The organism is Lewinellaceae bacterium, assembly GCA_020636105.1.
In the GTDB taxonomy this organism is placed as follows: domain Bacteria; phylum Bacteroidota; class Bacteroidia; order Chitinophagales; family Saprospiraceae; genus BCD1.
In genome coordinates, this window is sequence record JACJYL010000002.1 from 351,954 (window position 1) to 367,049 (window position 15,096).

Here is a 15,096-nt window from a genome sequence, read left to right on the forward strand (position 1 = left end):
AGCCTGGCCATTTTTTTCGGTTAAATAAATATTATTTCAAAGGCATATCTTTGAGGCTTTTCATAGGTCAATTTATTACCTCAATGCCAATTATCTATAACAAAATTTTCAAATACTTAAAGTTCCTCAATTTTATTCTGTGAATACAACCGGACAGTTTTTTTATAAAAGAAGAACCATCCGGTTGTAACATTATTTAATTCCTAGGTACCGCCGATGACTTTCCGTTATTGAATCCCCATAAAATCCGATCCAGGTTATTGGGAGATCCGTTCATATTATAATCACCATTACGATATCGTAAAACTTGTCCGTATTGAGACTTCAAATAAAATTCATCTCCCAGATTAATATCAGTATCCGCCTGAGGATCAGGTGCCTGGCCTCCATTTCCGGCATGCATAGCAAATACTCCTGGCAGAATTTCCTTTTGGCCAAAGCCGTTGGGGCTGCCAAAGGCAATCTGAATGTAACTTTGCTGAGATCTGAAGTCATAAGAAATCTTTCCGTTAACAATAGAAACTGGTTCATGCGAAGCCACCAAAAGGTGATTACGATGCTCGATAACTATGTAATACGATTCTGAAACGTTTAATTCGCAACATTCAAAGCCATCAATAAATTCAATAGAACCATCCATGTGCAATAATGCGGCGGCAGTGCATATTGGTGTTTCAGTAGGTTTATAACCTCCATTGAGATTAAAAATATCTACTTCCTTATCACGTAGAGAAACCAAAACCCAATCTACCACCGTCGAAGGATATCCGGCATCCGCCATAGAAATCATTTCTTCAGAATCATACCCGAGTCCTTCATTCCCTGAATAATTCCATGGGGCAACATCATAAGGCTGGTCAGAGGGTGTATAAAAATTACCAAGTAGTCCATTTTGAAGATACTGCCCTGGTAAAATCCGCAGATCATTCAAAGTTGTTCTCATTGGAATTGAATAATTTGAAGACCCGTCAGGTGCGACTGCAGCCCCTTCCAGATAAACCCAAGCCTCAATCGGAACACATGAGGTGTATTCAACAGTCACAAGGGCCTGGTTGGACTCATTCATTTCATCATCTAAAACGGTGTAATATATAGGTGTTGGATTTCCAGTGAACCCAACCTCAGGATCAAATGTAATAGCTCCAGTTATTCCATTTACACTCCATGTACCTTCTCCCAACACCATTAATGACATCCCCGGGCTGGCTGTCCCCACGATTTGAACCGTCATAGGATCAACCAAATCACCAGCCGTATCATTGCTCAATACATCCACCTCTACCGGACCGGCATTATTGTTATTGCTGAGGTCATCCATGGCTACAGGAACATAATCGATCGCAATGGTTGCGGTATTCGATGTAAAGGAAGAACCATCGCCAACCGTATAGGTAATTGGAGTAGGATCAAGTGTAAAGCCTACTTCAGGGGTAAAAGTTACTTCTCCTATTGCATTTACATCCCATACTCCTTCTCCAGGTACGGTAAGCATTATTTGCTGTCCCATCATTGATGGGTTCAGATCGACTGTTGAAACATCGATATTATTATCACAGTCGGTATCGTTGTTTACTACGTTTAGCGTAACAGATCCTGGCAAACTTGGAAGACTTACATCATCCACTGCAACAGGTACACTGGTTACCGTCACCATAATGGTGCAGGTCGAACTATTGGTCGCGCCATCAGTAGCTGTAAACTCCAGGGTAGTTGTACCTAAAGGAAAAACAGAACCACTTGACAATCCAGTGGCATCCGTTTGAGTAGTAGTTACCGAGGAACAGTTATCTGTTCCTACAGGAGCCACAAAGGTTACGGTAGCTTCACATAACCCGGGATCTGCCGGCATTGAAATATTTGCAGGGCAGGTAATGGAAGGGTCGTGATCATCCAAAACAATTACATCAAAAATACAGGTTGCATCACTTGAATATGGAGAACCATCCGTGGCGGTGTAGGTTACTGTAGTTGTTCCAACCGGGAAGGCTGCACCCGGAGTGTAATCACCTGAAACCGTAAACCCACCACCTAAACCACAATTATCCGAAAAAATAGGCGCTAACCAGGTCGCATTCGCCATACAATCCCCATCCGTATCACTTACTGTAATATTACCCGGACAAGTACCATTTTGTAAAGCAGGAGCCTGTGTATCCTGAACCACTACATTGAAAACACAGGTCGATGGATTTCCACCGGCATCTGTTGCCGTAACCGTAACTTCAGTCGTTCCTACGGAAAAATTACCCGCAACCGTATATAAAGAACTAAGAGGATTCACTATTGGAGGAATAATAGAAGCCGGTGCGGTAGCCACAACAGATGTCAAATCGCAATTGTCTGTTATATTTACGGATTGTGTAATAAATTTACCACAGAAATTTGGATCGGCAACCACTACCACATCGCTTGCAGGGCAATTTGTAATGATCGGTGCTTCATCATCATTCAATTCAATGGTCACCTGACAATCTGTTGAATTGCCATGAGCATCTTCCACAGAAACAGTTACTGTCAATGTAGTTCCATCTGCGCCCGAAACTGGATCTCCTATAGCAGGTAACTGGGTAATGATCAAATCCATTGGATCTGTACAGTTATCCATTGAAGCAGATCTAACCAATTGTGTCACATCCGGAATCAATCCTGTACAATCCCCTGAACCCCCTACGGAAGTATTTACTATTTGCATAGGAATGCTCATACAGTCGATTACCGGTCCTACCCCATCATTATCAATATTTATAGTGGCAGAATTGTATATATAATCATTCCCCCCTAGCTGTGCCAGGTTCTCTATGGTAAATACATAATCATTATTCCCTAATCCTACCCCGGACAAAGTGAATACCCAGGTTGCGGAAAGGCCATTATCCGTAACAATAGGATAAGGTGTATTCTGAACAATGTCACTCAGGTATAAGGTGGTTGTACCTGCAACAACAGTAAAAGGCACTCCCGGAATTCCATTATAACTCCACGCTATCGTTCCTGCCGGCAAAGCAACATCGGAGGTAATCTTCGCATTATTAACCACCACTCCTGTGCCATTATCCACATTGACAATGGCTGGATAAGTGATATCAGCCGTAAACGTGACTTCATCATCGCATATCAATGCCGGATCAGGAGCCAGACTATAGGCCACTAAATCAGCAAATGTCAAATTGAAAGAGGAGGAGGAGCCTATCACTGAAATACAATTAATAGCAGGATCGTATGCGACCGGAGTGATTGTTATCGGATAAGTTTGTTCCGCATCAAAGCCACTAAGGGTAAACGTCCAGTCTACCGTGAGGCCTGCATGCCCATTCAAAGGAGAGGCCGAACCTAAGACGTAACTAAGGTATAGTGAATTCAGCCCGCCAATATTATAGTTTACAGGCCATGAGAAGACGTTTCCGTTATTATCGTCATAGGTGATCGTTTCTATTATTGCGCCGGCAGGGAAAGCAACCGGAGTAGAAATTTCTGCATCGGTTACCACACTTGACAACGTCGTAATTGTAGCCGGATAAGTAACCGACTGATGAATCACCACTGGTGTATTGGTAATAGTGCTAACATCAGCAATGGAAGACAATGTTACCACCGGTAAACCTTTTATCGAAATATTTTCAGTGGCATAAACATAATCCACTCCTTCCAGCTGCGCTATTCCATCAATTTGCAAATCGTAATCAAATTCGTCAAGGTTTGGTCCGCTCAACATAAAGGTCCATGTCCTTGCCGCATTGTTTTCGTTAACCAAAGGATTAGGACCTAATCCGAGGATTTCAGAAAGGTAAATACTACTGGTTGCTGCTGGCAGCAGGTAAGATCCGGAACCAAATGTAGTGCTCCAATCAATGGTTGTTCCGGCAGGAATCGGATCGCCAGAAGTCACCGTGATCATTGCATTGGAAAGTACTAAGGCATCCACATTTGCAATCGCCGGGTAATCCTCCTCAAAAGTAAAGGTTACTTTATCACAAATAACCTGCGCCGGTGAAGTTGCAATAGCAAAAATATCCATATCTGCAAAAGTCAGACTGAAGCTCGCCGGTGTTCCAATGGCCGATTCGCATTCATTAGGATCTCCTGAAATGTATGTTACGGGCGTTATCGTTATTGGATAGGTAGCTTCATCGCCAAAACCTGCAAGCGTGAAGATCCATTCCACGGTAAGGCCCGAATGGTCGTTCAATGGATAAGCTCCACCAAGAACATCACTTAGGTATACTTCTGTAAGTCCTCCTAAGTTTCCATCAACAATGGTTGGGAAACTGTTTATTATACCATCATTATATTCAATTTTGATTATTTCCGCACCAGCAGGGAAAGCTACTCCACTGTTAAATACAGCATCTGTCAAATAGGACGGATCAAGTGTAAATACTGGATAGGTCACTGTCTGGGTAATAATTACCGGGGTATTTGTAATTGTACTGATATCATTAATCGGTGACAGTACCACTGTTGGCAGTGGTGTTGTACTAATCATTGCCGTAGCCATTGCCGTACACCCATTTGCATCCATTACATTGTAGGTGTAGGTGCCAGTAGTTAAATCATCCACTGGTGGGTTGCCTGGGTCGTAGGTGTATGGTTCGGTGCCGCCTGTTGTTTCTAATAGTACTGATCCGAGGTCTCCGGCGCAATCAGGGTTGATTGGGGTGGCGGTGAGGGTGAGTAGATCAGGCTCCGTGATCGTCACACTCGCTGTCGCGGTGCAATCACCATCATTATTGCCATTCGGTGCCGTTGCGGTGATTACATAAGTGCCAGGACCAAAGGTGGTTTGCCCACTCAAGTCTGCTCCTAGACCATCTAATTGTATCATCGTGGTCGCTCCGGCACTTACTCCAAAGACGGTGATCGTCCCATCTGCTTCACCATTACAACTTACATTCGTCGAACTGGCATCTACCGTAACTTCTATCGGTTCGGTGATCGTTACACTCGCTGTCGCGGTGCAATCACCATCATTATTGCCATTCGGTGCCGTTGCGGTGATTACATAAGTGCCAGGACCAAAGGTGGTTTGCCCACTCAAGTCTGCTCCTAGACCATCTAATTGTATCATCGTAGTCGCTCCGGCACTTACTCCAAAGACGGTGATCGTCCCATTTGCTTCACCATTGCAACTTACATTCGTCGAACTGGCATCTACCGTAACTTCTATCGGTTCGGTGATCGTCACACTCGCTGTCGCGGTGCAATCACCATCATTATTGCCATTCGGTGCCGTTGCGGTGATTACATAAGTGCCAGGACCAAAGGTGGTTTGCCCACTCAAGTCTGCTCCTAGACCATCTAATTGTATCATCGTGGTCGCTCCGGCACTTACTCCAAAGACGGTGATCGTCCCATCTGCTTCACCATTACAACTTACATTCGTCGAACTGGCATCTACCGTAACTTCTATCGGTTCGGTGATCGTTACACTCGCTGTCGCGGTGCAATCACCATCATTATTGCCATTCGGTGCCGTTGCGGTGATTACATAAGTGCCAGGACCAAAGGTGGTTTGCCCACTCAAGTCTGCTCCTAGACCATCTAATTGTATCATCGTAGTCGCTCCGGCACTTACTCCAAAGACGGTGATCGTCCCATTTGCTTCACCATTGCAACTTACATTCGTCGAACTGGCATCTACCGTAACTTCTATCGGTTCGGTGATCGTCACACTCGCTGTCGCGGTGCAATCACCATCATTATTGCCATTCGGTGCCGTTGCGGTGATTACATAAGTGCCAGGACCAAAGGTGGTTTGCCCACTCAAGTCTGCTCCTAGACCATCTAATTGTATCATCGTAGTCGCTCCGGCACTTACTCCAAAGACGGTGATCGTCCCATTTGCTTCACCATTGCAACTTACATTCGTCGAACTGGCATCTACCGTAACTTCTATCGGTTCGGTGATCGTCACACTCGCTGTCGCGGTGCAATCACCATCATTATTGCCATTCGGTGCCGTTGCGGTGATTACATAAGTGCCAGGACCAAAGGTGGTTTGCCCACTCAAGTCTGCTCCTAGACCATCTAATTGTATCATCGTAGTCGCTCCGGCACTTACTCCAAAGACGGTGATCGTCCCATTTGCTTCACCATTGCAACTTACATTCGTCGAACTGGCATCTACCGTAACTTCTATCGGTTCGGTGATCGTCACACTCGCTGTCGCGGTGCAATCACCATCATTATTGCCATTCGGTGCCGTTGCGGTGATTACATAAGTGCCAGGACCAAAGGTGGTTTGCCCACTCAAGTCTGCTCCTAGACCATCTAATTGTATCATCGTGGTCGCTCCGGCACTTACTCCAAAGACGGTGATCGTCCCATTTGCTTCACCATTACAACTTACATTCGTCGAACTGGCATCTACCGTAACTTCTATCGGTTCGGTGATCGTCACACTCGCTGTCGCGGTGCAATCACCATCATTATTGCCATTCGGTGCCGTTGCGGTGATTACATAAGTGCCAGGACCAAAGGTGGTTTGCCCACTCAAGTCTGCTCCTAGACCATCTAATTGTATCATCGTGGTCGCTCCGGCACTTACTCCAAAGACGGTGATCGTCCCATCTGCTTCACCATTACAACTTACATTCGTCGAACTGGCATCTACCGTAACTTCTATCGGTTCGGTGATCGTTACACTCGCTGTCGCGGTGCAATCACCATCATTATTGCCATTCGGTGCCGTTGCGGTGATTACATAAGTGCCAGGACCAAAGGTGGTTTGCCCACTCAAGTCTGCTCCTAGACCATCTAATTGTATCATCGTGGTCGCTCCGGCACTTACTCCAAAGACGGTGATCGTCCCATTTGCTTCACCATTACAACTTACATTCGTCGAACTGGCATCTACCGTAACTTCTATCGGTTCGGTGATCGTCACACTCGCTGTCGCGGTGCAATCACCATCATTATTGCCATTCGGTGCCGTTGCGGTGATTACATAAGTGCCAGGACCAAAGGTGGTTTGCCCACTCAAGTCTGCTCCTAGACCATCTAATTGTATCATCGTAGTCGCTCCGGCACTTACTCCAAAGACGGTGATCGTCCCATTTGCTTCACCATTACAACTTACATTCGTCGAACTGGCATCTACCGTAACTTCTATCGGTTCGGTGATCGTCACACTCGCTGTCGCGGTGCAATCACCATCATTATTGCCATTCGGTGCCGTTGCGGTGATTACATAAGTGCCAGGACCAAAGGTGGTTTGCCCACTCAAGTCTGCTCCTAGACCATCTAATTGTATCATCGTGGTCGCTCCGGCACTTACTCCAAAGACGGTGATCGTCCCATTTGCTTCACCATTACAACTTACATTCGTCGAACTGGCATCTACCGTAACTTCTATCGGTTCGGTGATCGTCACACTCGCTGTCGCGGTGCAATCACCATCATTATTGCCATTCGGTGCCGTTGCGGTGATTACATAAGTGCCAGGACCAAAGGTGGTTTGCCCACTCAAGTCTGCTCCTAGACCATCTAATTGTATCATCGTGGTCGCTCCGGCACTTACTCCAAAGACGGTGATCGTCCCATTTGCTTCACCATTACAACTTACATTCGTCGAACTGGCATCTACCGTAACTTCTATCGGTTCGGTGATCGTCACACTCGCTGTCGCGGTGCAATCACCATCATTATTGCCATTCGGTGCCGTTGCGGTGATTACATAAGTGCCAGGACCAAAGGTGGTTTGCCCACTCAAGTCTGCTCCTAGACCATCTAATTGTATCATCGTAGTCGCTCCGGCACTTACTCCAAAGACGGTGATCGTCCCATTTGCTTCACCATTGCAACTTACATTCGTCGAACTGGCATCTACCGTAACTTCTATCGGTTCGGTGATCGTCACACTCGCTGTCGCGGTGCAATCACCATCATTATTGCCATTCGGTGCCGTTGCGGTGATTACATAAGTGCCAGGACCAAAGGTGGTTTGCCCACTCAAGTCTGCTCCTAGACCATCTAATTGTATCATCGTGGTCGCTCCGGCACTTACTCCAAAGACGGTGATCGTCCCATCTGCTTCACCATTACAACTTACATTCGTCGAACTGGCATCTACCGTAACTTCTATCGGTTCGGTGATCGTTACACTCGCTGTCGCGGTGCAATCACCATCATTATTGCCATTCGGTGCCGTTGCGGTGATTACATAAGTGCCAGGACCAAAGGTGGTTTGCCCACTCAAGTCTGCTCCTAGACCATCTAATTGTATCATCGTAGTCGCTCCGGCACTTACTCCAAAGACGGTGATCGTCCCATTTGCTTCACCATTGCAACTTACATTCGTCGAACTGGCATCTACCGTAACTTCTATCGGTTCGGTGATCGTCACACTCGCTGTCGCGGTGCAATCACCATCATTATTGCCATTCGGTGCCGTTGCGGTGATTACATAAGTGCCAGGACCAAAGGTGGTTTGCCCACTCAAGTCTGCTCCTAGACCATCTAATTGTATCATCGTAGTCGCTCCGGCACTTACTCCAAAGACGGTGATCGTCCCATTTGCTTCACCATTGCAACTTACATTCGTCGAACTGGCATCTACCGTAACTTCTATCGGTTCGGTGATCGTCACACTCGCTGTCGCGGTGCAATCACCATCATTATTGCCATTCGGTGCCGTTGCGGTGATTACATAAGTGCCAGGACCAAAGGTGGTTTGCCCACTCAAGTCTGCTCCTAGACCATCTAATTGTATCATCGTGGTCGCTCCGGCACTTACTCCAAAGACGGTGATCGTCCCATTTGCTTCACCATTACAACTTACATTCGTCGAACTGGCATCTACCGTAACTTCTATCGGTTCGGTGATCGTCACACTCGCTGTCGCGGTGCAATCACCATCATTATTGCCATTCGGTGCCGTTGCGGTGATTACATAAGTGCCAGGACCAAAGGTGGTTTGCCCACTCAAGTCTGCTCCTAGACCATCTAATTGTATCATCGTGGTCGCTCCGGCACTTACTCCAAAGACGGTGATCGTCCCATCTGCTTCACCATTACAACTTACATTCGTCGAACTGGCATCTACCGTAACTTCTATCGGTTCGGTGATCGTTACACTCGCTGTCGCGGTGCAATCACCATCATTATTGCCATTCGGTGCCGTTGCGGTGATTACATAAGTGCCAGGACCAAAGGTGGTTTGCCCACTCAAGTCTGCTCCTAGACCATCTAATTGTATCATCGTGGTCGCTCCGGCACTTACTCCAAAGACGGTGATCGTCCCATCTGCTTCACCATTACAACTTACATTCGTCGAACTGGCATCTACCGTAACTTCTATCGGTTCGGTGATCGTTACACTCGCTGTCGCGGTGCAATCACCATCATTATTGCCATTCGGTGCCGTTGCGGTGATTACATAAGTGCCAGGACCAAAGGTGGTTTGCCCACTCAAGTCTGCTCCTAGACCATCTAATTGTATCATCGTAGTCGCTCCGGCACTTACTCCAAAGACGGTGATCGTCCCATTTGCTTCACCATTACAACTTACATTCGTCGAACTGGCATCTACCGTAACTTCTATCGGTTCGGTGATCGTCACACTCGCTGTCGCGGTGCAATCACCATCATTATTGCCATTCGGTGCCGTTGCGGTGATTACATAAGTGCCAGGACCAAAGGTGGTTTGCCCACTCAAGTCTGCTCCTAGACCATCTAATTGTATCATCGTGGTCGCTCCGGCACTTACTCCAAAGACGGTGATCGTCCCATTTGCTTCACCATTACAACTTACATTCGTCGAACTGGCATCTACCGTAACTTCTATCGGTTCGGTGATCGTCACACTCGCTGTCGCGGTGCAATCACCATCATTATTGCCATTCGGTGCCGTTGCGGTGATTACATAAGTGCCAGGACCAAAGGTGGTTTGCCCACTCAAGTCTGCTCCTAGACCATCTAATTGTATCATCGTGGTCGCTCCGGCACTTACTCCAAAGACGGTGATCGTCCCATTTGCTTCACCATTGCAACTTACATTCGTCGAACTGGCATCTACCGTAACTTCTATCGGTTCGGTGATCGTCACACTCGCTGTCGCGGTGCAATCACCATCATTATTGCCATTCGGTGCCGTTGCGGTGATTACATAAGTGCCAGGACCAAAGGTGGTTTGCCCACTCAAGTCTGCTCCTAGACCATCTAATTGTATCATCGTAGTCGCTCCGGCACTTACTCCAAAGACGGTGATCGTCCCATTTGCTTCACCATTGCAACTTACATTCGTCGAACTGGCATCTACCGTAACTTCTATCGGTTCGGTGATCGTCACACTCGCTGTCGCGGTGCAATCACCATCATTATTGCCATTCGGTGCCGTTGCGGTGATTACATAAGTGCCAGGACCAAAGGTGGTTTGCCCACTCAAGTCTGCTCCTAGACCATCTAATTGTATCATCGTGGTCGCTCCGGCACTTACTCCAAAGACGGTGATCGTCCCATTTGCTTCACCATTGCAACTTACATTCGTCGAACTGGCATCTACCGTAACTTCTATCGGTTCGGTGATCGTCACACTCGCTGTCGCGGTGCAATCACCATCATTATTGCCATTCGGTGCCGTTGCGGTGATTACATAAGTGCCAGGACCAAAGGTGGTTTGCCCACTCAAGTCTGCTCCTAGACCATCTAATTGTATCATCGTGGTCGCTCCGGCACTTACTCCAAAGACGGTGATCGTCCCATCTGCTTCACCATTACAACTTACATTCGTCGAACTGGCATCTACCGTAACTTCTATCGGTTCGGTGATCGTTACACTCGCTGTCGCGGTGCAATCACCATCATTATTGCCATTCGGTGCCGTTGCGGTGATTACATAAGTGCCAGGACCAAAGGTGGTTTGCCCACTCAAGTCTGCTCCTAGACCATCTAATTGTATCATCGTGGTCGCTCCGGCACTTACTCCAAAGACGGTGATCGTCCCATCTGCTTCACCATTACAACTTACATTCGTCGAACTGGCATCTACCGTAACTTCTATCGGTTCGGTGATCGTTACACTCGCTGTCGCGGTGCAATCGCCATCATTATTGCCATTCGGTGCCGTAGCTGTGATTACATAAGTGCCAGGACCATAGGTGGCTTGGCCACTCAGGTCTGCTCCTACACCATCCAGTTGTATCATCGTGGTCGCTCCGGTACTTACTCCAAAGACGGTGATCGTCCCATCTGCTTCTCCATTACAACTTACATTCGTTGAACTGGCATCTACCGTAACTTCTATCGGTTCCGTGATCGTCACATCTACCGCCGTCTCACACCCATAATTATCTGTAACTGTAAATGTATATCCCCCAGCCGTTAGACCTGTTTGAGCAGGAGTAATGGTATAAGGACCTGCACCACCAGAAGGTGTAATCAGTATTGATCCATCGGCTTCTCCAAAGCAAGAGACATTAACCTGATCACTTGCGGTGGCAGTAAGGGCTGCAATACATGACGTCACTACCGGCTCGCCCCAAGGAGCTGCCACAGCACCTGGAAAATACGCCCAGTTAAACTGTACGACATTCTCTGTGGAAGGAATAGCATTACTGGAAATAGGATCTACCACATTAATGACCATACCATCTGCAATAAATCCCAGGTCTGCTGGATCCTCTTCCAAATCCCATACGACACTTGGGCAAAAACTATCATCAGGGGTTCCTGCTACTATATTAAAACAAACCTCAACCAATTTTGCCCCTCCACTTGTAGGTAAATCAAGAGCCATCAATGAATTGACTACCTGGATATTTCCATGCAACCACCTGGTCGAACCAGGGAAATTGAAAAGATTTGTTACGATAGGTGCTTCTATCGGGGGGCTCGGAACTACGGGGCCATAACCTGTGGCATAATTTTGAAATCCTGCAAAGGTCATGACATCACTATCAAAGAAAAAACTGACCTCCATATCATACAACTCCTGGTCTGGAATATCTGAATGCAATTCTATATCCAAACAATATTTATTATCATCGCAATAATATTGCGGGTTTGTGAATTCAGCGGTAATTACAGGATCTACACAAATGGTTGAAATACAATTTGTCGGAACCAGCTCCGGCGCTCCCCAGGGAGCTGCCACTGCACCAGGGAAATAATCCCAGTTGTACTGAACGACATTCTCCGTGGAAGGAATGGCAAGATCTGTATTTTGATCTACCACATTAATGATAACTCCCTGAGCAAAGAATCCTTCGTTTACAGGGTCTTCCATAAGATCCCATACGAGGTTCGGGCAAAAGTCGGCTTCTCCCGGACTTACAACATCAAAACAAACCTCAACCAATTTAGTCCATCCGGTCGTTGATATACCTAATGCTGTAATGGAAGGGTTATTCACCTGGATATTCCCATGCAACCACCTGGTCGAACCAGGGAAATTGAAAAGATTTGTTCCAATTGGTGATTCTGCCGGAGGACTCGGAACTACGGGACCATAACCTGTAGCATAATTTTGAAATCCTGCAAAGGTCATGATATCACTATCAAAGAAAAAGCTGACCTCCATATCAAATAACTCCTGACCTGGAATATCTGACTGCAATTCTATATCTACACAATATTGATCCGTAACACAATCGAACAGAGGATTTGCAAATTGAGCTGTAATTACCGGATCGCCACAAATAGTTGAAATACAATTTGTCGGAGCTATCTCCGGTGCTCCCCAGGGAGCTGCCACTGCACCAGGAAAATAATCCCAGTTGTACTGAACTACATTCTCCGTGGAAGGAATGGCAAGATCTGTATTTTGATCTACCACATTAATGATAACTCCCTGAGCAAAGAATCCTTCGTTAACAGGGTCTTCCATAAGATCCCATACGAGGTTCGGGCAAAAGTCCGCTTCTCCCGGACTTACAACATCAAAACAAACCTCTACTAATTTAGTCCATCCGATCGTTGATATAGCTAATGCCGTAATGGATGGGTTAGCCACCTGGATATTCCCATGCAACCACCTGGTCGAACCAGGGAAATTAAAAAGATTTGTTACAATTGGTGATTCTGCCGGGGGATTCGGGACAACCGTTCCATATCCGGCGGCATAATTTTGAAATCCTGCAAAGGTCATGATATCACTATCAAAGAAAAAACTGACCTCCATATCAAATAACTCCTGGCTTGCTGTATTGGATTGTAATTCTATATCCACACAATACTGGCTATTATCACAATCAAATTGAGGGTTGGCAAATTGAGCTGTTATTACCGGTTCCCCAACAGGACCGCAAATGGTTGAAGTACAGGAAGTTTGCACCGGAGCCCCGTAAGGAGTAGTGGCAGGAGATCCATCATATTGCCAATTAAATTGTTCTACCGCTTTAACAATAGTAGAACCACCAACCACAGTAAAATCTAAGGTTCCTCCCAAAAAGCCACCAGTACTCGGAGGTTCCTGTAAGTCCCATATTACACTTGGACAAAAAGTATCATCTTCTAAAGGAGCATCAACATCAAAGCAAACCTCATATAACATCGTCCAACCTGTTGTTTCAATTTTAATTGGAGTTGCCATTGTATTAACTAAATCTACGTTTCCACTAAACCTTTCAGCAATTGGACCAAAACCAAAAAATGATGTTCCGGCTCCATTATAAGCTTGTAACTCTGGAGCAGGAGTTATTTCACCGTATCCCCCCTGAAAATTATCGAAATGGGAAAATTCAAGAACATCATCATCGTACCAAAAACGCACATTCATTCCCTGCAATTCCAAATTAGGTGTATCCGAATGAAACTCTACATCCAAACAATATTTTGACGTATTACAATCATAATCCGGGTTAGCAAATCGTACTGTGACAACAGGATCTTGTGCCATCCCTTGAAAACCAAAAGACAGGAATAGTATAATAAAAAAAGAAATTCGAGATGAAAAACTAAAATTTTCATTTCGATTACTTTTCGTTTCCGTAGATAGAGGCTTTTTCATATGGACTTTTATCTTGTTAATTCAAAAATAAATCCAGGTTTAAACCCAGTTCAAACCCAGCCTTTATTTTTAGATGGTTTTAGGTTCATTTGAGGCAATTTTCAAAAGGCTTTTTACTTACCTCAAAAAGATCATCTTTTTGAATACTGATTTATGAGCTGGAGTTTCAAGGCGATAAAAAAGTACGGTTGAAACCTCATGAAAATCCTTACTTTTAACTTTTACTACATTCATCCCGGCTGCATAATCCCCCTCAATAAGTTTGATGGATTTACCGGTTCCGTCAAAAAAGGTCAACTTGGCAGCGGAAGCCTCAGGAAGGGTAAATCTGATTTCTGTAAATTCATCAAAAGGATTTGGTTGGTTCTGGAACAACTCAAATTTTTTCGCATCTGTAGATTCAATTCCCGTTACGCTTCCAGTGAGAGAGATACAATTTTCCTGGATTGGCACTCCAAATGGAGGGGTACCCTGATCAGCATATCCTTCCCAGTTAAAATGCTGTGAAGCCGTAATTCTTTTACCATCTTTAATGGAGGGGTTATTGCCATAAGTGGTTATAACAACACCTCCACTACCTGTTAAAAAACCTCCTTTTCCAGAAGCTGTTTTCAAATCCCAGATCACACTTGGACAAAAATCTTCATTAACGGGAATTGACTCCTTTACTTCAAAACAAACCTCAAAAAATTTCATCCATCCATCCGTTGGAATGGTTACGTAATTATCAGGGTTTATTACCTGGACAGCACCATTAACAGCATTTGCTGAAGATTCCAAATTAAATAAATAATACCCCCATGCGGCTCCTTCCGTTACTCTGGCCGGATTAGGATTAACAGGGCCGACACCTTCATGAAAATTGGCAATATTCAAAAAATCCATTTTTGTAGCATCATAAAAAAATCGCACATTCATCCCATCAAAGCGTTGCCCCTGGACATTTGACTGCAAATCAACATCCAGACAATAGGTCCGCTGCGTTTGATCATATTGAGGGTTTGAAAAACGGACACTAACCATACCCGTATTCTGAGCTGAAACAGAAAAACCCAAGGCTAATAAAATGCTGAGTGCAATTATGATAATATTTGGAGTCTGTAATTTTTTCATTTTTCTATTTTTTAATTTTTCCTATTACTTTATTTAACAAG

General features: G+C 45.4%; 2 protein-coding genes. Both read right to left on the reverse strand.

From position 1 onward, the window contains the following. Positions 1–196: 196 nt before the first annotated feature. Positions 197–13,759, reverse strand: a complete 13,563-nt coding sequence (locus tag H6571_18790; GenBank protein MCB9325792.1) for an HYR domain-containing protein — start codon at positions 13,757–13,759, stop codon at positions 197–199. Positions 13,760–14,059: 300 nt separating this feature from the next. Then, complete coding sequence (locus H6571_18795) at positions 14,060–15,055, reverse strand: hypothetical protein (protein MCB9325793.1); 996 nt, start codon at positions 15,053–15,055, stop codon at positions 14,060–14,062. Positions 15,056–15,096: the final 41 nt, after the last annotated feature.